Annotated in this window: 16 protein-coding genes and 1 pseudogene; 10 read left to right on the forward strand and 7 right to left on the reverse strand. The window is 68.2% G+C overall.

Features of this window, described 5'->3' with window-relative positions; genetic code table 11:
* The first annotated feature begins 293 nt into the window (after nucleotides 1–293).
* The 4 genes from IEY68_RS27895 to IEY68_RS27910 all read left to right on the forward strand — a co-directional run bounded on the left by IEY68_RS27895 (nucleotide 294) and on the right by IEY68_RS27910 (nucleotide 6,913).
* Nucleotides 294–1,781, forward strand: coding sequence for a PEP-utilizing enzyme (locus IEY68_RS27895; protein WP_058856953.1), 1,488 nt, complete (start codon nucleotides 294–296; stop codon nucleotides 1,779–1,781).
* 10 nt (nucleotides 1,782–1,791) lie between these two features.
* The gene (locus IEY68_RS27900; protein WP_058856975.1) at nucleotides 1,792–2,748 is read left to right on the forward strand and encodes a head-tail connector protein; all 957 of its coding nucleotides are present in this window, start codon (nucleotides 1,792–1,794) and stop codon (nucleotides 2,746–2,748) included.
* Nucleotides 2,749–2,818: 70 nt separating this feature from the next.
* Nucleotides 2,819–4,678 carry a Na+/H+ antiporter gene (locus IEY68_RS27905; RefSeq protein ID WP_058856952.1) on the forward strand — a complete coding sequence of 620 codons (1,860 nt, stop codon included), beginning with the start codon at nucleotides 2,819–2,821 and terminating at the stop codon, nucleotides 4,676–4,678.
* Between the two features lie 105 nt (nucleotides 4,679–4,783).
* Nucleotides 4,784–6,913 carry a RecQ family ATP-dependent DNA helicase gene (locus tag IEY68_RS27910; RefSeq protein ID WP_058856974.1) on the forward strand — a complete coding sequence of 710 codons (2,130 nt, stop codon included), beginning with the start codon at nucleotides 4,784–4,786 and terminating at the stop codon, nucleotides 6,911–6,913.
* Here IEY68_RS27910 and IEY68_RS27915 read toward each other — a convergent pair.
* Nucleotides 6,837–7,676: a Pr6Pr family membrane protein gene (locus IEY68_RS27915; RefSeq protein WP_199805012.1), complete on the reverse strand. Its 840-nt coding sequence runs from the start codon at nucleotides 7,674–7,676 to the stop codon at nucleotides 6,837–6,839. The genes IEY68_RS27910 and IEY68_RS27915 overlap by 77 nt on opposite strands.
* 47 nt (nucleotides 7,677–7,723) lie before the next feature.
* Here IEY68_RS27915 and IEY68_RS27920 point away from each other — a divergent pair, with 47 nt between their 5' ends.
* Nucleotides 7,724–8,476, forward strand: a complete 753-nt coding sequence (locus IEY68_RS27920) for an isocitrate lyase/PEP mutase family protein (RefSeq protein ID WP_063000373.1) — start codon at nucleotides 7,724–7,726, stop codon at nucleotides 8,474–8,476.
* Nucleotides 8,477–8,505: 29 nt separating this feature from the next.
* Here IEY68_RS27920 and ligD read toward each other — a convergent pair whose 3' ends face one another.
* Complete coding sequence (gene ligD, locus IEY68_RS27925) at nucleotides 8,506–9,468, reverse strand: non-homologous end-joining DNA ligase (RefSeq protein ID WP_058856973.1); 963 nt, start codon at nucleotides 9,466–9,468, stop codon at nucleotides 8,506–8,508.
* A 359-nt stretch (nucleotides 9,469–9,827) separates the two neighbouring features.
* Nucleotides 9,828–10,553, reverse strand: a pseudogene (locus IEY68_RS36475) (helix-turn-helix domain-containing protein).
* 65 nt (nucleotides 10,554–10,618) lie between these two features.
* Here IEY68_RS36475 and IEY68_RS27940 point away from each other — a divergent pair.
* Complete coding sequence (locus tag IEY68_RS27940) at nucleotides 10,619–11,131, forward strand: hypothetical protein (protein WP_189094524.1); 513 nt, start codon at nucleotides 10,619–10,621, stop codon at nucleotides 11,129–11,131.
* 30 nt (nucleotides 11,132–11,161) lie between these two features.
* On the opposite strand, the gene IEY68_RS27945 is transcribed toward IEY68_RS27940, so the two are convergent.
* Entirely contained in the window at nucleotides 11,162–12,031 is an 870-nt protein-coding gene (locus tag IEY68_RS27945) for a helix-turn-helix transcriptional regulator (RefSeq protein WP_058856948.1), read from the reverse strand.
* Between the two features lie 102 nt (nucleotides 12,032–12,133).
* Between IEY68_RS27945 and IEY68_RS27950 the strand changes: the two genes are divergently transcribed.
* On the forward strand, nucleotides 12,134–12,889 hold the full coding sequence (locus tag IEY68_RS27950; RefSeq protein ID WP_058856947.1) for an SDR family oxidoreductase: 756 nt from the start codon (nucleotides 12,134–12,136) through the stop codon (nucleotides 12,887–12,889).
* Between the two features lie 63 nt (nucleotides 12,890–12,952).
* On the opposite strand, the gene IEY68_RS27955 is transcribed toward IEY68_RS27950, so the two are convergent.
* Complete coding sequence (locus IEY68_RS27955) at nucleotides 12,953–13,477, reverse strand: DoxX family protein (RefSeq protein WP_058856946.1); 525 nt, start codon at nucleotides 13,475–13,477, stop codon at nucleotides 12,953–12,955.
* Nucleotides 13,478–13,832: 355 nt separating this feature from the next.
* On the opposite strand from IEY68_RS27955, the gene IEY68_RS27960 reads away from it, so the two are divergent.
* Nucleotides 13,833–14,432, forward strand: a complete 600-nt coding sequence (locus IEY68_RS27960) for a hypothetical protein (protein WP_058856945.1) — start codon at nucleotides 13,833–13,835, stop codon at nucleotides 14,430–14,432.
* A gap of 94 nt (nucleotides 14,433–14,526) precedes the next feature.
* On the opposite strand, the gene IEY68_RS27965 is transcribed toward IEY68_RS27960, so the two are convergent.
* Together IEY68_RS27965 and IEY68_RS27970 are read right to left on the reverse strand one after the other, a co-directional pair.
* Nucleotides 14,527–15,744 (reverse strand): RtcB family protein, encoded by a 1,218-nt coding sequence (locus IEY68_RS27965; RefSeq protein ID WP_058856944.1) that lies wholly within the window; start codon nucleotides 15,742–15,744, stop codon nucleotides 14,527–14,529.
* Between the two features lie 222 nt (nucleotides 15,745–15,966).
* The gene (locus tag IEY68_RS27970; protein ID WP_063916433.1) at nucleotides 15,967–16,851 is read right to left on the reverse strand and encodes a ribokinase; all 885 of its coding nucleotides are present in this window, start codon (nucleotides 16,849–16,851) and stop codon (nucleotides 15,967–15,969) included.
* A 63-nt stretch (nucleotides 16,852–16,914) separates the two neighbouring features.
* On the opposite strand from IEY68_RS27970, the gene IEY68_RS27975 reads away from it, so the two are divergent.
* Together IEY68_RS27975 and IEY68_RS27980 are read left to right on the forward strand one after the other, a co-directional pair.
* Entirely contained in the window at nucleotides 16,915–18,180 is a 1,266-nt protein-coding gene (locus IEY68_RS27975) for a glutamate-5-semialdehyde dehydrogenase (protein ID WP_058856943.1), read from the forward strand.
* 211 nt (nucleotides 18,181–18,391) lie between these two features.
* Nucleotides 18,392–19,285 (forward strand): AAA family ATPase, encoded by an 894-nt coding sequence (locus tag IEY68_RS27980; RefSeq protein ID WP_058856942.1) that lies wholly within the window; start codon nucleotides 18,392–18,394, stop codon nucleotides 19,283–19,285.

A 19,285-nucleotide genomic window follows, 5' to 3' on the forward strand; every position in this document is an offset into this window, starting at 1 on the left:
CCGACACAAACCACGAATACGCGATGGACGAGCCCTTCCTCGGGTTTACTCGTCCGGAACGGACAACGGTGTTCTGTTGTGACAGACGGGCTTGGAGGTCGGTTCTTGCGGGTGCTCGGGACGGATGACACCGAGACGATGATCGCGGCGCGGTCCGGCGGGGGGACCCGCGAACGCTACGCGCCGGGGGCGGGAGCACGGCTACCGGAGTGGGCGGCCTTCGGCTCCGAGGACCACACCCAGGAGCCGGAAGCAGGCGCGATATACCTCCGGTCCCGGCGAAGCGGCCGGCCGTGACGGCCGTGATCCGGGGTGCCGGCGAGCCGGTCGCACCCGGGGAGCCGCGAATATGGGACGACGCCACAGCGGCGCAGACCTTTCCGGGGATCACCTCGCCCTTGGCCTTCACCGTCGCCGCCGGAATCCACGGACGCGTGGCCCGCGAATACGCGCGCTGCCTCGAAGTGCCGGACGACCAGGTGGCGCAGACGGATTCGTGGACGCCGTACCTGCTGGGGAGTTTTCACGGCCGGGTGTACGGGAACCTGCTGCACTGGTATCGGCTGGCGGGTATCGGGCCCGGGTACCGGTTGAACTGTAGAGCTCTCGAAGAAGTGCTGGGCGCCACCGATCGAGTACCGGAGGAAGTCGCGCGGTCGCTGTCACCCTTCACCTTCGATTCCCGGGTACGCCGCGTCCGATCGCGGCTCTGGACGACCGGTGTATTCCTGCGCCGGGCCTTACGGATCGAGGCGATGATGCGGGAATTCCGTACGGAGTTCGATCGCGTCTGCGACCGTTACGAGGGGACCGAATACGTTCACGGCGAGCACGCCTACGCGGAGTACCGGCGGCTGGATCGGGAACTGGTGTTGCTGTGGGGGCCGACGACGGTGCTCGATTCTGTCGTACTGACTCTCATGGGTGCTGTGGTCGCGCTGACGGAGACCTATCTGCCCGAGGCGCCGCGGTCGTTCCGGTACGCGGCGGTGCGGCCGAGCGTGGCGACCGGGGCACCGGGGATCACCGGGATCGAGCCGGACACCTACCTCGACGGGACACTCGGCGGACTCCGCCGCCGGCTCTACGATCTGGTGCGAGTGCGCGCCGCCCGCTGTGCCGCGCACCGGGACAGCATCCGGGCGAGCCGGGCCCGTGCCGTCGGCATCCTCGACCCGATGATCCGGGTGATGGCCGGCGATCTCGCCGCGCGGGCAGTCCTGCGGGAGCCCGGTGATATCGACTACCTGACCGTCGGTGAACTGTGCGGCTGTTACGACCGGGTACCGATACCGGATCTGCGAGTGCGGATCGCGGCGCGTAAGGCCGCCCGTGCCGCCGCCGATGGCCTCTCGGCTCCGGTGCGTTTCAGTACCGAGGGTGCGGAAGTCTCCGATGCGCAACTGGCGGAACAAGGTTGGGCGCCCTGTACGCAGATCCCGCCCGCCCGCGACGGTGAGGTGTTGACCGGCACCGCCTCCACCACAGGGTTGGTCGAGGGACCCGCGGTGGTGGCGCGGCGACTCCGTGATGTGAGCTCCGGGATTCTCGTCACCGAGAGCGCGGACCCGGATTGGGTGGCGACGCTGCCGTCGGTATCGGGCCTGGTGATCGAACACGGCGGCCCACTCACCGCGGTGGCGACCGTCGCTCGTGAACTCGGGGTGCCCACTGTGGTTCGCGTGCCCGAAGCCACCGCGAAACTCCGGACCGGAATGCGGATCCGGGTGGACGGTTCCACGGGTACGGTGACGGTGTTGTCCGGGGTGGGCCCGGAATGAGGTGGAATGTATGACCGATCTCGAATCCGCGCGACCCGCGGCGGCGCCACCCGAACAGCCGGCGGACCTGCTGAGCGCGCTCACTCCGGCACAGGACAAGGCCGCCGCCTATCTCGGCGACAGCTATCTGCTCGAAAGTATCGAACAACTGTGGCGGATGCGGGTCGACCCCGCGGCCTTCGCCGCCCGTCATTCGCTCCTGTTGCTCACACCGGGCGCGATCGTCTCGCGGGCGGTGGATCCGACGCTGAAATGGTTGTCCGGCGAAGGTTTCCGGGTAGTCGACACCGCGGCCGTGAATCTGAACCGGCATCTGGTCCGCGCACTGTGGCGCTACCGCTGGAACACCGTCTCCCCGGAACGGCGCAGGCTCACCGATCTGCTGGCCGCGATCTCCGAAGCCCTGCTGCTGGTGGTCGCGGGGCCCGACGGTGAACTGCCCGCCCCGGTGCGGCTGGCCGAAGCCGCCGGTCCGGACGCCCCTCGGGCCGGTAGACCGGGACAGCTGCGTCACCTACTCGGCCAGCGCGGTACAGTGCTCGATCCGGTTCACATCCCGGACGATCCGGCCGACGTACTGCGCGAACTGGCCGTCTACTTTCCGGAGAACCGTCGTGCCGAGGCGATCTCCCGCGCCTACACCGGCGCCGACAGCGCCGAATCCGCACGCACCCTCGCCGACTCGCTCTACGCCCGGACGCCGTGTCGTTCCTTCGACAAGACGGTCGCGCTCGACCGTATCCTGCGCGATCTCGATCGGGCGGGTTCGCCCGCACCGGCGGATTTCGACGCCGGTTCGGCCGGTGCCTGTGCCACGATCCTGACCCGGGCTCTGACCTCCGGATTGGATATCGACTCGTGGTCGGCGGTCGTCCTGGGTGCGGAGGTACTACCCGTGGGGGTCGCCGCGGGGTCACCGGCTCTGCGACCCGTGACCGCGGCCGATTGGCGGGCCGGGCGGCGCTGACCGCGCACGCGGACCCGGCGCTCGCCGACGAGGGTGCCGACGATCACGGGCTACCTGCGAGAATGCCCGGATGCACATCGCGATCGGCCTGGTTGTCCTGGTGGCCTCGGCGGCGGCCGTGGCGGCGCTGGCGCGCCGAGCCGGAATCTCCGAACCCCTGGCGCTGACCCTGGCCGGTGTCGCCGCCTCGTATCTGCCGTTCGTGCCCGAGGTGCATCTGGAGCCGGAGATCGTGCTGCTGGGGCTGCTGCCGCCGTTGCTGTACACCGCGGCGATCCGCACCTCGCTGGTCGATTTCCGGGCCAATATCGGTGCGATCGTCTCGCTGTCGGTGGGTCTGGTCCTGTTCAGTACGTTCGCGGTGGCCGCGGTCGTCTGGTGGCTGCTGCCGGTGCCGTTCGCGGTGGCGGTGGCGCTGGGAGCTGTGGTGGCGCCGCCGGATGCCGTGGCCGCTACGGCGGTGGCGCGGCGAATCGGAATGCCCCGGCGCATCGTTTCGATCCTGGAGGCCGAATCGCTGTTCAACGACGCGACCGCGCTGGTGGCGTTGCGGACCGCGATCGCCGCCTCGGCGGGGGCGGTGTCGGTGTGGAACGCCGGTGGGGACTTCCTGCTGGCTGCCGGTGGCGGCGCGGTGGTGGGGATCGCGGTCGCGTACGCGCTCGCCCTGCTGCGCCGGCGGATCACCGACCCGGTCCTGGACACCACCCTGTCGTTCCTGGCACCGTTCCTGGCCTATCTGCCCGCCGAGGAGATCCACGCCTCCGGCGTTATCGCGGTGGTCACCTGCGGCATGATCCTGGGCCACGGTGCGCCGGTATGGCAGAGTGCGGCCTCGCGCACCGCCGAACGCATCAACTGGGGTACCGCGCAGTTCATCCTGGAGAGCGCGGTGTTCCTCATCATCGGGTTGCAGGTGAACACGATCGTCCGGGACGCGTGGGCGAGCGGATTGGACCACGGCACCCTGATCGTGACCGCGATCGCGGTCCTGGTGGCGGTGATGCTGGCGCGGCCGGTGTGGGTATTCGGCTGGACCTTCCTCGAACGCGCGTTCGGCCGTGCCCCGGAGCCACTGGCCCATCCGACAGTGGTCTCCTGGGCCGGTATGCGCGGGGTGGTGACCCTGGCCGCCGTGCTGCTGCTCCCAGCCGACACCCCGCAGCTGCCGGTGCTGAAACTGCTGGCCCTGGTCGTCGTCGCGGGCACGCTGCTGCTCCAGGGGACGTCGCTGTCGTGGCTGGTGCGGCGGATGCGCCTGCGTGGGCCGAGCCGTGCCGAGGACGCGCTGCAGAAGGCGAACCTGCTGACTCAGGCGTCCAACGCGGGACTGGCCGCGCTCGACGCGGCGATCGGCCCGGACACCCCGGAGGAAGTCGTGAACTCGCTGCGCGACCGGGTCACCTGGCGGACCAACGCGGCCTGGGAGCGGCTCGGCCGCCCGGAATCGGAGCTGGCGACCCCGACGGCGGAATATCGGCGCTTGCGGCTGGAGATGCTGCGTGCCGAACGGGAGACGGTGCTGCGGGTTCGTGACGCCGGAGGCGTGGACTACGAGATCCTGCAGCATGTGCTGGCCCGGCTGGACCTGGAGGAGTCGATGATCGACAGGTTCGACGAGGGCGACGACGAGGACCGGGTCGAGACGCTGGCGATCCCGGGCGGTTCGGCCGAGGACTGCGCGCATCTGCGGGCCGCCCCGCTGCTCGGTGAATCGGATCAGCCGGATGTGTGCGCGCGATGCCTGGCGGAGGGTTTGACCTGGGTACATCTGCGCATGTGCCTGACCTGCGGCAATATCGGCTGCTGCGATTCCTCGCCCGGGAACCACGCGGCCGGTCACTACACGTCGACCAGTCACCCCGTGATGCGCAGTGTGGAGCCCGGCGAGGCGTGGCGCTGGTGCTACGTCGACGAACTACTCGGCTGATCTCGATCCCGCCGGCCGCGACCACCCGCCCGGAGACATCCGCGGAAACCGCGGCGGACCGTCCGTGTGGTGCCGGTGTCGGTGGCCTGCGGCAGTATGGGCGCCATGTCGACAGCACCGGGCAGCACCATGGGCGGGGCCGGCGGAGTCGCCGGTGAACTACGTGAGCACGCGGAGGGGCTGCTGCGGGAGCTCGCCGGACCGGGCGCGCGATTGCGGGAAGACCAGTGGACCGCGATCGAAGCGCTGGTGGTCGGTAAACGGCGCGCGCTGGTGGTGCAGCGCACGGGGTGGGGTAAGTCCGCGGTGTACTTCATCGCGGCGAAGCTGCTGCGTGCCCAGGGGCGCGGGCCTACCGTGATCGTCTCGCCGCTGCTGGCCCTGATGCGCAACCAGGTCGCGTCCGCCCAGCGGGCCGGTGTCGTGGCGGCGACCATCAACTCCGGGAACGTCACCGAATGGGACGAGATCCATCAGCAGGTGGCCGGCGGTGCCGTGGATGTACTGCTGGTCAGTCCCGAACGGCTGAACAATCCCGATTTCCGGGACCAGGTACTACCCCGGCTCGCCGCCGACGCCGGTCTGGTGGTGATCGACGAAGCGCACTGTGTCTCCGATTGGGGGCACGATTTCCGCCCGGACTACCGCCGTATCCGAACCCTGATCGCCGACCTCGGGAGCGAGGTCCCGGTCCTGGCCACCACCGCCACGGCCAACGATCGGGTGGTGACCGATGTGGCCGGGCAGATCGGCACCGACACCCTGGTCCTGCGCGGGGACCTCGATCGCGCCTCACTACATCTGTCGGTGGTCCGTTTCGACGACGCCGTGGAACGCACGACCTGGCTCGGCGGTCATCTGGACCGGTTGCCGGGGTCCGGGATCGTGTACACCCTGACCGTCGCCGGAGCCCACGATCTCGCCGATGTGCTGAACTCGCGCGGCCACAAGGTGGCCGCCTATACGGGCCAGACCGATCCCGCCGAGCGGGAAGCGCTCGAAACCGCCCTGCTGAACAACGAGGTCAAAGCGCTGATCGCCACCTCCGCGCTGGGCATGGGCTTCGACAAACCCGATCTGGGTTTCGTGGTCCATGTGGGCGCCCCGTCGTCACCGATCTCCTACTACCAGCAGGTCGGCCGCGCCGGGCGAGCCACCGAACGCGCCGAGGTCGTGCTGCTGCCCGGGCCCGAGGACGCCCGGATCTGGAGCTATTTCGCCTCGGTCGCGTTTCCGCGCGAACACGTGGTCCGTTCGGTCCTCGAAGCACTCGACCGCGAGCGCCCGCAGTCCACCGCGGCCCTGGAACCGCTGGTCGAACTCAACCGGTCCCGGCTCGACATGGTGCTGAAGGTGCTCGATGTCGACGGCGCGGTCCGCCGGGTTCGTGGTGGCTGGCTGGGTACCGGGGAGCCCTGGACCTACGACGCGGACCGTTACGAACGCCTCGACGCCGCGCGCACGGCCGAACAGCAGGCGATGCTCGACTACCAGGTCACCACCGGTTGCCGGATGGAGTTCCTGCGCCGGCAGCTCGACGATCCGGCCCTGCTGGCCGCGGCATCCGGTACCGGCGAGTGCGGCCGCTGCGACAACTGCACCGGCGAGCACCGCGATACCGCCGTCGACAGCGCTGCCGTCGACGCCACCCGGGCCCGGCTCGACCGGCCCGGTATCGATCTCGCACCCCGTAAACAGTGGCCGACCGGTATGGCGAAACTCGGTGTGCCGCTGTCGGGCAAGATCACCGCCGGCGCCGAGACCGGGCGGGTGCTGGGCCGGCTGAATTCGCTCGGCTGGGGCCGGCGGTTACGTCCGGTCCTCGACGGTCCCGACGGCCCGGTGCCGGACGAGGTCGTGCATGCCTGCATACCGGTACTCCGGGAATGGGACTGGGCCGTCCGGCCCACCTCGGTGCTGGCGCTGGAATCGTCCACCCATCCGGTGCTCACGGGTTCGCTGGCCGAGCGCCTCGCCGAAATCGGTCGGCTCCGCGATCTCGGCACCCTGCACATCCGTCCCGACCGGCCACCGGTGTCGGCGGTCAACTCGGCCCACCGGGTCGCCGCCCTGCACGATGCGTGGGAGGTCCCCGACCTCGGTGCCGTGGACGGTCCGATCCTGCTGGTGGACACCCTTACCGATACCGGCTGGACCTTCACCGTGGCCGCGTGGGCGCTGCGCCGGGCGGGTGCTCCGGCTGTCCTTCCGTTCGCGCTGGCGACCCCGGCCTGATCTCCTCGTCCGGATCGATATCCGGCCAGGCCCGGCCCGCGGCGGCGGGAAGCCGGTCTAGCACCGCGAATGCCCCGATGAGCACTACCGCGAGTACGACCACCAGGAGTGTGTTGACCAGCGCGGTCGCGTACCCCTGCTGGGCAGCGTCCAGGAACGGATACGGATACCAGTGGGTCACGGCGCCGTGGGCGAAGGTGTATCCGATCCAGCCGATCGGCCAGCCGAACGCCGCGGCGATCGTGGCCCGGTCGATCCGCGGTCGTGGCCCGAAGACCAGCCAGACACCCAGGGTGGCCCAGGGCGCGATGTAGTGGAATCCGAGATTCGCCCACCAGGCCGCGCCGGTGAGGTGCACCTCGTCGGCGAGTACCAGCGCGAAGACCAGACCGGTGATCACGATGCCGAGCAGGGCGTCCACCCGCACCACCCGCCAGAGCCGGCCGTCGCGATCGGGCCGGATCGCCAGCCCCGCCGAAGTGACCAGCACGAACAGATTGCTCTGGATGGTGAAGTAGCTGAACAGGCGGATGAGTCGCGTCGCGATACCGGCGTCCGGATCCGCGCGCCCGGAGTTCGCGTCCGCACCTCCGGTGAACAACAACACCAGCTGCGTCACCAGCGCCGCGGCGATGACCAGGGCGATCAGGAAATGGCAGATCCGGGCGGCGATATCCGCCGCACCGCTGCGCCCGACCGGCCGATTGCGCATATTCACACCGGCACATACTGCCGCCGACGGCATCGTCGTCGCGGGCGACACGCGACCGAGAGTACGAACTCGTGCCCGGGTACGGCAGGATCGGTGTGGTGACCACATTGCCCGAGAAGGCCGCCGCGTTCCTAGCACTCCATCGTCCCGGTGACCCGGTGATCCTGCCCACGGTCTGGGACGCCTGGTCGGCGGATCTCGTACAGCAGGAGGGTTTTCCGGCGCTCACGGTCGGTAGCCACCCGCTCGCCAACTCGGTCGGCAAATCCGATCGGGAAGGTATGGCCTTCGCCGATGTGCTCGGCCGGGTCCGGGAGATCACCGCCGCGGTGGATGTGCCGGTCTCGGTCGATCTCGAGTCCGGATACGGTGTCGAGCCGGCGGCGCTGATCGACGGGTTGTTGCAGGCCGGAGCGGTCGGATTCAACCTCGAGGACACAGTGCACAAGGAAGGCGGGCGGATGCGCGAGCCGCAGGAGCACGCCGATCTGGTGGGCCGGCTGCGGCAGGCCGCCGACGATACCGGTGTGCACGTCGTCGTGAACGCCCGCACCGATCTGCTGCTCGCCCCCGCCGGTGACCCGGCCGAACTGGTCGGCCCGGCGATCGAACGGCTGCGCCTGGCGGCCGCGGCGGGTGCCGATGTGCTGTATCCGGTGGGCCGCCACGAACCGGAGGTGTTGCGCCGCCTGTGCTCCGAATTGCCGCTGCCGGTCAACGCGGTCACGCTGCCGGAGCAGGGTGATAAGGGGTACTTCGCCGAAGCGGGCGTGGCGCGAGTGAGTTTCGGGCCGTTCCTGCAGTACGCGCTCGGTACGGAGGTGAATCGGCTGCTCGCACCCTGGCGGTGAGCCCGCACGGGTGAAGAACGCCCGGGCTGTCAGGACTGTGGGCCGGGGTCCTCGTCGAGGTCCACCTCGTCGCGGTCGGCCCATTCGATCAGGCGCGTCAGGTCGAATACCGCGTCATCGATGCCCGCGTGCAGATCGCCGAGACGGCGATACCGCTCGGGAACGGTGGCGACGGTGAAATCGCGGGGATGGATATCGTCGATCTCGTCCCAGCTCACCGGGGTCGACACCGTCGCCGCCGGAGTGCCGCGGACCGAATACGCGGCCGCGATCGTATGGTCGCGGGCATTCTGGTTGTAGTCGATGAACAGCTGCGCCGGATCGCGGTCGCGCCGCCACCAGGTGGTTGTCACATCATCGGGAGCCCGGCGGCGGACCTCTCCGGCGAAAGCCAGCGCGGCGCGGCGCACCTGCTGGAAACCGTGATCGGGCGCGATTCGCACATAGACGTGCAATCCTTTGCCGCCCGATGTTTTCGGCCAGCCGACCGCGCCGATCTCGTCGAGCACCTCACGGACCACCCCGGCCACCCGCTGTACCCGGGACCAGGAGCAGTCCGGCATGGGGTCGAGGTCGATCCGCCATTCGTCCGGGCTCTCGGTATCGGCGCGGCGTGAATTCCAGGGATGGAATTCGACGGTGGACATCTGGACGGCCCAGATAACCTCCGCCAGTTCGCCGACGCAGAGTTCGTCGGCGTGCCGGCCGTAACGCGGGAAGTACACGCGCACGGTGGACACCCAGTCCGGCGCCCCGGAGGGCAGCCGCTTCTGATGAACTTTCCCGCCCGGTAGCCCCTTCGGAAAGCGGTGCAGCATGCAGGGCCGCTCCCGTAGTGCGTTGACGATCCCGTCGCCCACGCTCAGGTAGTACTGCACCAGATCGAGTTTGGTCGTGCCGGATTCCGGAAAATACACCCGGTCGGGGTTGGAGATACGAACCTCGCGCTCTCCGACCGTCAACTCCACCGCCGCGCCCGCGCCGCCAGCCATGGTCCGACCATAGCCGTCCACGACGGCCCCGGCCGGGCGATACGCCGGAGTGACGTACATAACGGGGGGCGACCCACGGGCCGAGATCGGTCTCTGTGGGACGCGGACGATCCGGGCTTCCCCGGAACCGAAGGACGAGACGAGAGCACCGGTTACCCGATCGAGTGACCCGGGTAGCACCCAGAGGATGTTCTGCTCTCAGGACTCATCGAACTGAGTCGAATACGAACGGTCGCCGCAATCTCCACATCGAGAGTGTTGCGACGACCGCGTGAACCGAAGCTCCCTGGGTTCTGCGCTTCAGAGATCAGGGGCGGTCGAACTCGCCGGTCTTCGCGCCGTCAATGAAGGCGTCCCACTCACCAGGGTTCCTGAAGCTTGCTGGTCAGCAGGGGCGGGAACGAGAACAGAACGAACGGCGAGGCGATGAGTCCTGCCGGATTCTTCGCCCGGTACGGCACGATACGGATCTCCACATGCTCCGACCGGTTCACCAGGTTCTGGATCTGGCCGGCCATTATCTCCGGGCTACCGACCTGGTAATGGAGCACCCCTTCGGTGAGCAGTGCCTCGAATCGGAAGCCCTCCTGGTCGAGCATCACCTGGCGTTCGGCGGCCATGTCGAGCATTCGATCCACGTCTTTTGGCTCGGTATCCGGGGAAGTCGCCTACGTGATCGCGCGGCGGTACTCCCGTGTCTGGAGTAGTCCCGGAACCAGTGTCGTTTGCCATGAGGTCACCCAGTTCGCGGCATCTTCCAGCGAGAGGTAGTGATCGAAGTTCGTCGCCATCGAGTCCGCGTAGGTTCGCCACCAACCTCCCCCCGAAGCGCCGGAGGTCCGGATTTCTCCGGTGAGGGCCAGCAGCAGCCGACGTTCGGCATCAGTTGCTTTGTAGGCGTTCGCGAGCGTATTGAGAAGCATGTCCGTCACTTTGGTGATCCGGCCATCCTCCAGCCTGCCGTACGTCTGCGGGCTCGTCTCGGCGATCCGCGCCGCCTCCGCCTGGTTGATGTCGTTGCGCTCTCGCAACTTTCGCAGCTGACGGCCCAAAGCCCTTCGGGGAAGCGTAGCTCCAGAGGCCATTCGTTTACCTTTGCTAACCGGATTGATGGAATATGGAGGCTTTCATGAATAAATACCTTGGATTCATGGATGGATCTTCCACAGTAAAGCTTTCAAACGGGCCCTACGGACCGGGTTCGGTACAAGAGTGGGTGCAGTCGACCCGGGGCGTTTCCATCCTGGCCTACTCGCGCCCCGAGCGACAGCAGATGGCGGTACTCGACTATGTGATGGCAAATACCGATCGGCACTGGGACAACTACCTGACGAGACCGGGCGGCGAGGTCGTCGCGATCGATCACGGGCTCGCTTTCCCCGAGGCGCCGGACCCGAGGGCCGGGATCCGATCCGATTTCGTGAAGGCATTCCACAATGACAAACTCGACGACGACATCATGCGCAGCGTCAAAGCCGTGGATCCGAGAGAACTACGCGCGGCGCTCGAGGATCTCCAGCTGAGCGATACCGCGATCGAGGGGGCGTTGGCCCGGCTGGCAGAGATACGGAAAAATGGGATGATCACCGGCGCCGAATGGCCGGATATCCGGCGATGGACCCGCCATGGCCCCCTACGGGAATCGGAGATACCGATGCGGTAGAAAACTCGGCCTCTATCCTTTGCGTGCGACTCACCGATTGTCGTGGTGGGCAGCGGGCTGGGGCTGTGGGTCTGCGCCGGCGTCGACGGTCAGGCTGCCCAGCAGTGACAGCGATCGCTCCGACGGCGAACCGGGTTCGGCGTGGTAGACGATCAGCGTCTCACCCGGAGCCCCGTTGACGGTGAAACTCTCGTAGGAGAGGGTCAACTCGCCGACCATCTCGTGGTGGAATCGTTTCACCCCGGAGGTTTTGGTCCGCACATCGTGGCGTGCCCACAGCTGCCGGAATTCCTCGCTCTTGAGCGACAGCTCACCGACAAGTTCGGTCAATCGCGGATCGTCGAGGTCGGTACCGGCGGCGGCGCGCAGACTCGCGACCGTATCGGCAGCGATCGAGGACCATTCGGGATAGACCTGCCGCGCCTGCGGATCCAGGAAGACCATCCGCACCTGGTTGATCCCGGGTACCGAGCACGCGTTCACCGCGACGGCCAGCGGATTCGCCGCCAGCACGTCGAGGCTGCGGCCCAGGACGAGTGCCGGGGTCCGCTCCCACAGATCCATCAGCCGCAGCAATCCCGGCGCCACCCGCTCGGGCCGGCGGGGGCGTTTCGCCCGGGCCGGGGCCGGCCGGGCGAGTTCCCGCAGGTGCGCGGTGGCTTCGTCGTCGAGGGAGAACACCCGGGCCAGCGCGGTGACCACCTGTTCCGAAGGGTGTTTGTCCCGGCCCTGCTCCAGCCGGATGTAATAGTCCGCACTCACCCCCGCGAGCAGGGCGATCTCCTCGCGCCGCAGCCCCGCGACCCGCCGCTGACCGCCACCGGGCAACCCGAAGTCCTCCGGCCGGACCAGTTCACGGCGGGCTCGCAGGAAGGTGCCCAGGCGGTTGTCCGAATCCATGAGCTCCAGGGTAGGAGCGGATGGGTCCGGCTGACTGGCCCTGCGACTACCAGGAAGTCCGCGACCTGGTAGCGCGGCCGGTGCGGGCCGAATGTGGTGGACATGACGTACAACGAGAAATCGAACGGCCGGGTAGCGGTGATCACCGGGGCTTCCAGCGGGATCGGCGCCGCGACGGCACGCCGTCTCGCGGCGGACGGCGCCAAGGTCGCGCTGCTGGGCCGGCGCAAGGAGCGCATAGAAGAGTTGGCCGCCGAGATCGGCGGGGACGCGATCGCGGTGGTCGCCGATGTGGTCGACCGGGAATCGGTGCGTGCTGCGGCAGCCACGGTGCGGGCGGCGCTGGGGCCGGTCGATCTGGTGGTGGCGAACGCGGGTGTGATGCTGGGTGCGCCGTTCGAATCCGCCGAGGTCGACGAATGGGACCAGATGGTCGGGACCAATGTGACCGGGCTGCTGTACACGGCCCGCGCGTTCATCGACGATCTGCTGGCCGCCGCCGGTGACGATCGCCGCGCCGACCTGGTTCTGGTGGGTTCGGTAGCTGGTCATGCCGTGTTCACCGAATACGCCGTGTACACCGCTACCAAGGCCGCGGTGGCGCATCTGACCCGTAACCTGCGCGCCGAGTTCGGACCCCGCAAGGTCCGGGTGAAGAACGTCGAACCCGGTTTCGTGGCCACCGAACTCGGCGCGGGTATGCGCGGGGAGGAACAGAAGGCCCAGCTGGAGCAGTGGCGTACCGAGTTCACGATCTTGGAGCCGGTGGATATCGCGGAGGCGATCGCTTTCGCGACCTCGGTACCGGCCCGGCTCAATGTGGCCGAGCTGATCTTGGTGCCGACCCAGCAGGGCTGAGATTCGCGGATCGTCTCTGCTCGCCCGGAATCCGGGAGGAGCAGGGACGATCCGCCGCCGGTCTCAGCGCACCGCTGCCTCCGCGGGTGTTCCGGCGGTCTCGCGGTTCGGCCGGATCGCGGGCAGTGCGCGGCCGACCCACAGCGCCAGCGTGAAGTACACGATCTGTTCCGGGATCCGGAACCACAGCGGGGTGGCGGCTTCTCCGTTGAGCGGAACATCCTCCAGCGCCGCATAGATATTGGCCGGGATCATGATCACCAGCAGCGCCGCGAGCCCGAGTCCGGCCCAATGGCGGGTGCCCGTCACCACCAGTCCCACGGCACCGGCGAGTTCCAATACCCCGGTGGCATACACCGCGAAGTCCGCGAACGGGACGAAGGACGGGACCATGGCCACCAGATCGGCGTGGCTGGGCATCACGGTGACCGAATCGGGTGCGAAATGCGCGAGCCCGGTCATGGTGAACAGAAAGGCCAGCCCGTGGGCGGCGCTGACCCGCCAGGTGCCGAACCGGCGGACGCCGATCAGGCCCAGCAGGCGCAGGACCAGTGTGGGGATCACGAACAGCATCAGGGTGTCGAACATGCGGTTCCTCCGAAGCGGGTGTCGGGTTGTCCGGCCGCTCGGTGCCGGGCAGCTTGTGGTTATCGACTGATAACAAGATAAAGAGTATGCATCGACTGATAACTAGTCAATGGCTAGTTCGGGGAATGTGCCGCGGCAACGGATTCCTCCGAACCGTCGCCGACGACTCCGCGCGCTCCGTCCGCGGGCGCGCAGGGCGGGAGCGGCACACGTTGTTGGCCGAGTGTTCTCCGCCGGTTGACGACGTTGTCCGTCGACCGGCGTAGTGGTCGGTGAACCTCGGTATGCGAAGGTGCGAAGCATCCCGCGGTGCGCCGGTGCCGCCGTAACCGTCGATCGATCCGGAGGAGTGTGTATGACCACTGGGGTCGATAAGTCCACAGCCGCGCAATCGCGGGCACCTGATGCGGACACGGACACGCGGCCGGGCAAAGCTCCCGCGAAGGTGCTGCCGGGACGTGCCGCCGCGCCGGAGCGGTCGGACGGTCGCCCCGAACGAGTGCGTCGGGACGACGGCCCTCGATGGCGGCCGGGTCGATGGGGGCGCTCGCTGCCGGTATCGCTGTTCGCGGTAATGCTCACGCCGGTGGCGATCGGTATCGCGGCCAACAGCGCGGTGACCGGCGGGCGCTGGTGGGATACCGGGGACCGCTGGCTGTCGCCCGCGCAATCAGTACTCGGGGCGGTGCTTCTCCTGGTGGTCGCCGGTCTCGCGATGTACGAGCCCGCGGCCGGGGTGGTCGCCGGGGTGGTGTGGGGGATCGCCCCCGCCGTCGTGCAGATCGTGGCGCCCCGGGAGACCTACCGGCTGATCTCGGCGTCGCCCGGACTGCCCGCCGATCTGGCCCGGGCGCTACACACCTGGCTGTCGAGCGGAGTGGTGCTGGTGTTCGGCGTCCTGCTGGCGGGGATCGGGATCATCGCCGCACTGCGCCGCCGCCGACTTCCCGGCTGATACAGGCCGCCGTGATCCGGCCCGGCAGTGTGCCGGGCGGTCGGAAGCCGCCCGGCACCGGAAGGTCACGGCCGCGCTCGCGCGCACCGCCGCCTCAGCCCTTCACACACAGCACCTGGCGCAGCGTCGCCACCACATCGACCAGATCGCGCTGGGCGTCGATCACCTCGTCGATGTTCTTGTACGCGGCCGGGATCTCGTCCACCACACCCGCGTCCTTGCGCGACTCCACGCCCTCGGTCTGGGCGATCAGATCCGCCACACTGAACTGCCGCTTGGCCGCGTTACGACTCATCCGGCGGCCCGCGCCGTGCGACGCCGACTGGAACGACTCCGGATTGCCCTTACCGCGCACCACGTAGGAACGAGTACCCATAGAGCCCGGAATGAGCGCCATATCACCCGCGCCCGCCCGGACCGCGCCCTTCCGGGTCACCAGCATGGGCACGCCGTCGATCTTTTCCTCGGCCACGTAGTTGTGGTGACAGCTTATGGGCGTATCGAACCGCACCTCCCGGGTCGGGAACTGCGCCCGTACCGCCTGGGATACAAGCGCCAGCATGACCGCGCGGTTTCGTGCCGCGTATTCCTGAGCCCAATTCAGATCGTGCCGGTAGGCGGCCATTTCCGGCGTGTTCGCCAGGAAAACCGCCAGATCACGATCGACCAGGTTCTGGTTCTGCGGCAATGTGCGCGCCACGGCCATATGCCGCTCGGCGATTTCCTTGCCGATATTGCGGCTTCCCGAATGCAGCAGGATCCACACCTGATCGTCCTGATCCAGGCACATCTCGATGAAGTGATTTCCGCCGCCGAGCGAACCCATCTGCTTGTGCGCCTTGGACTCCCGCGGCGCGACCGCGTCGTCGAGGTGGCCGAACGCCGACCAGAACCGGTCCCAGCCGGTGCGCAGGGTCGTGGTGGCGACTCCGGACGGCCCGGGTGCCAGCTTGTTCACCGAAACGGGGTGCTGGTGGGCGGCGAAACCGACCGGCACCGCCGCTTCGATGGCCGAACGCAGGGAACGCAGATCGTCGGGCAGATCGGCGGCGGTGAGGTCGGTGCGGACACTTTCCATCCCGCAGCCGATATCCACCCCGACCGCCGCCGGTGCCACGGCATCGCGCATAGCGATCACCGAACCGACCGTGGCGCCTTTCCCGAGGTGCACATCCGGCATGACCCGGACGCCGTGGACCCATTGCAGCCGGGCGATATTGCGCAACTGTTGCAGCGCCGCCGCATCGATATCGTGCTCGTGGGCCCACATCAACGTCCGTGCCCGGGTACCGGACAGCTCGACGGGAAACATCGTTCTGGTCCTTCCATTCGGGGCGGACCGATATCCGCCGCCGTAATTCACGGTATGCCCCCGGACCGAGGAAGGCACTCGAATTTATCGCCGGGTGGAATCCGTTTTTCATCGTCGGGTGAATCCGTTCGGTTCGACGCGGGAGCCGACCGGAGAATCGGCCACTGCGGGGTGAACCCGGGAGCGGTTGTGCGCGTGAAAACCAGCCGGCGGCGATGTATCTCAGTGGTGCGCGCCGCCCGAACCGGTCGCTGAGGCCGCCTCGATCTCCGCCCGCCACGGAATCGAGGCGCTGGCGCCCAGTGTGGTGGTGGCCAGCGCGCCCGCGGCACAGGCAAAACGTATTGCCGCGGCCGGGCCCTGCGACCAGCGGACGGCCAGAGCGCCGGCGAAGGTATCGCCCGCACCGGTGGTGTCGACGACATCGACGCTGGGTCCGGTGACGGTGATCGCCGCGCCGTCGGGGCCGCGATGGCGGGCTCCGTCCGCACCGAGTGTGGTCACGAGATGCGGTACCCCGTCGAGGGCGCTGCCCAGATTCTCGGCTTCGCCGCGGTTCACCACCGCGACATCCACACAGTTCCACAGTTCCCGGGAAAGACGCTGTGCCGGGGACGGATTCAAGATCACAGTAGTGCCATTGTCCCGGGCGTGCCGCACCGCTTCCTCGACGGTCGGTATCGGGACCTCGAGCTGGCACAGCAGGATATCGGCCGCGGCGACGGCGGTGCGGTCGGCGGCGCTCGGACCGGTCAGCCGGGCATTGGCACCGCCGACCACGATGATCGAGTTCTCGCCGCCGGAGTCGACCACGATCGCCGCGATTCCGCTGGGGCCCTCGACCGTGCGCAACCCGGTCGTATCCACCCCGGATTCGGTCAGCACAGCCCGCAGTTGCGGAGCGAGCACATCGGTACCGATCGCACCGAGGAACAACACCCGGCCACCGGCCCGGCTCGCCGCGATCGCCTGGTTGGCACCCTTGCCGCCGGGCACCATCGTGAAGGCGCGGCCCAGTATCGTCTCGCCGGGGTCGGGGCGGCGATCGGTGGTGGTCACCAAGTCCATGTTGATACTGCCGAGCACGGCGATCAGTGGGGTGGTCACGGGGAGAACCTAGCGCGGCGAGCGCCGGTGAAAACGATTTTCCCGGTGCGTAGGCTGTATTGCATGACGGTAGAGACCACCGCTGAGTTCGATATGCGCGCGGCCGTGCACGAGGCCGCCCGCCGGGCCCGGGTCGCTTCCCGCGTGCTCGCCCAGCTCACCACCGCACAGAAGAACGAGGCGCTGCACGCCGCCGCGGATGCCTTGCTGGCCGCCGCCGACACCGTCCTGGGAGCCAACGGTGAAGACCTGGTCGCCGCGAAAGCCGCCGGAACCGAGGATTCGCTGCTGGATCGGCTGCGGCTGACCAAGGACCGGCTCGACGGGATCGCCTCGGGGCTGCGCCAAGTGGCCGGACTGCCCGATCCGGTGGGGGTCGTGGAACGCGGGTCGACGCTGCCGAACGGACTCGAGATCCGGCAGATCCGGGTACCGCTCGGGGTGGTCGGCATGGTCTACGAAGCGCGGCCCAATGTCACCGTCGACGCCTTCGGGCTGGCACTGAAGTCCGGGAACGCGGCACTGCTGCGCGGATCCTCGTCGGCGGCGCGGTCGAACGCGGCACTGGTCGAGGTGCTGCGGGAAGCGCTCACGTCGGTCGGTATCCCGGCCGACACGGTACAGCTGCTGCCGAGTTCGGATCGCTCCAGCGTGATCCATCTGATCCAGGCCCGGGGCCTGGTGGACGTGGTCATCCCGCGCGGCGGGGCGGGCCTGATCAACGCGGTGGTACGCGACGCCCGGGTCCCCACGATCGAGACCGGTACCGGTAACTGCCACGTCTACGTGCACTCCGGCGCCGATCTGGATATGGCCGAAGAGATCCTGATCAACGCCAAGACCCGCCGCCCCAGCGTGTGCAACGCGGCCGAGACGGTGCTGATCGACGCGGCTATCGCCGATACCGCGCTGCCGCGGCTGAGCAAGGCGCTCGCGGACAAGGGCGTCACCCTGCACGGCGACCTCGACGGCATGATCCCGGCCACCGACAAGGACTGGGGCGAGGAGTACCTGACCCTCGATATCGCGGTGAAGGTCGTCGGCGATCTGGATACCGCGATCGAGCACATCAACACCTGGGGTACCGGGCATACGGAGGCCATCGTCACCGCTGAACTGGCGGCGGCCGACGAGTTCTCGCGCCGGGTGGACGCGGCGGCGGTCATGGTGAACGCCTCCACCGCCTTCACCGACGGCGAGCAGTTCGGTTTCGGCGCCGAGATCGGTATCTCCACCCAGAAACTGCACGCCCGCGGCCCGATGGGGCTGCCGGAACTCACCTCCTCGAAATGGGTAGTACGGGGTTCGGGTCAGATCCGCCCCACCTGACCCCTCCACGATCCGAATTCCACCTCCGGATGGTCGACCTCTGTGGTCGGGGCCCGCCCCGGTTCTGGAGCGACGTAGCGAAGGAGCGCAGCGACTGAGCGAAGGAGCGAAGAACCGGGGTCAATAGGGCCCCGACCCCGCGGCGCCGGAGGCGCCGCCATAAACACAGCCCGGTAGCGTGGGGTGGGAAAGTTCTACGGAAGGACGGCCCATGGAGCCCGCGAGTTCCCCCATCACGCCGGTTCAGGAGCCGATCTTCGCATCGGTGGACGATGTGGTGCGCCGCCTCGCCGAGACCGGATACCTGGCCGATAAGGCCACTGCGACCTCGGTCTTCCTGGCCGATCGGCTCGGTAAGCCGCTGCTGGTCGAAGGCCCGGCGGGGGTCGGTAAAACCGAACTGGCGCGGGCTGTGGCCCAGACCGCGGACGCCGAACTGGTGCGCTTGCAGTGCTACGAGGGTGTGGATGAGGCGCGGGCACTCTACGAGTGGAACCACGCGAAACAGATCCTGCGGATCCAGGCCTCCAGCGAGAACGACTGGGCCGAGACCAAATCCGATGTGTTCACCGAGGAGTTCCTGCTCTCCCGGCCGCTGCTCACCGCGATCCGGCGCACCGATCCGACGGTGCTGCTCATCGACGAGACCGATAAAGCCGATGTGGAGATCGAGGGCCTGCTGCTCGAGGTGCTGAGCGATTTCGCGGTGACCGTACCGGAGCTGGGCACCATCACCGCCGCCCGCACACCGTTCGTCTTGCTCACCTCCAACGCCACCCGTGAGCTGTCCGAGGCACTCAAACGCCGGTGCCTCTACCTGCATCTCGATTTCCCGGACGAGGACCTGGAACGGCGGATCCTGGCGAGCCGGGTGCCGGAGCTCCCGCAGGCGGTCGCCACCCAGCTGGTCCGGATCGTGCACGTGCTGCGCGGGATGCAGTTGAAGAAACTGCCCTCGGTGGCCGAATCGATCGATTGGGCCCGCACTCTGCTCGCCCTGGGCCATACCGAACTCGACGACGCCACGGTCCGCGAAACTCTCGGCGTAGTGCTCAAACACCGTAGCGACCACCAGCGGGCGCTGGCCGATCTGAAACCGGCCTGA

Origin of the sequence: Nocardia jinanensis (assembly GCF_014645735.1) — a bacterium.
GTDB classification, from domain to species: Bacteria; Actinomycetota; Actinomycetes; order Mycobacteriales; family Mycobacteriaceae; genus Nocardia; species Nocardia jinanensis.

Bases quoted from the DNA above. Each gene is read 5' to 3' on its own strand.
- IEY68_RS27910 (WP_058856974.1), top strand. From the start codon at position 4,784: ATGTCGACAGCACCGGGCAGCACCATGGGCGGGGCCGGCGGAGTCGCC.
- IEY68_RS27945 (WP_058856948.1), bottom strand. From the start codon at position 12,031: ATGGATTCGGACAACCGCCTGGGCACCTTCCTGCGAGCCCGCCGTGAA.
- IEY68_RS27960 (WP_058856945.1), top strand. From the start codon at position 13,833: ATGACCACTGGGGTCGATAAGTCCACAGCCGCGCAATCGCGGGCACCT.
- IEY68_RS27900 (WP_058856975.1), top strand. From the start codon at position 1,792: ATGACCGATCTCGAATCCGCGCGACCCGCGGCGGCGCCACCCGAACAG.
- IEY68_RS27975 (WP_058856943.1), top strand. From the start codon at position 16,915: ATGACGGTAGAGACCACCGCTGAGTTCGATATGCGCGCGGCCGTGCAC.
- IEY68_RS27955 (WP_058856946.1), bottom strand. From the start codon at position 13,477: ATGTTCGACACCCTGATGCTGTTCGTGATCCCCACACTGGTCCTGCGC.
- IEY68_RS27950 (WP_058856947.1), top strand. From the start codon at position 12,134: ATGACGTACAACGAGAAATCGAACGGCCGGGTAGCGGTGATCACCGGG.
- IEY68_RS27980 (WP_058856942.1), top strand. From the start codon at position 18,392: ATGGAGCCCGCGAGTTCCCCCATCACGCCGGTTCAGGAGCCGATCTTC.
- IEY68_RS27965 (WP_058856944.1), bottom strand. From the start codon at position 15,744: ATGTTTCCCGTCGAGCTGTCCGGTACCCGGGCACGGACGTTGATGTGG.
- IEY68_RS27905 (WP_058856952.1), top strand. From the start codon at position 2,819: ATGCACATCGCGATCGGCCTGGTTGTCCTGGTGGCCTCGGCGGCGGCC.
- ligD (WP_058856973.1), bottom strand. From the start codon at position 9,468: ATGGCTGGCGGCGCGGGCGCGGCGGTGGAGTTGACGGTCGGAGAGCGC.
- IEY68_RS27940 (WP_189094524.1), top strand. From the start codon at position 10,619: ATGGATGGATCTTCCACAGTAAAGCTTTCAAACGGGCCCTACGGACCG.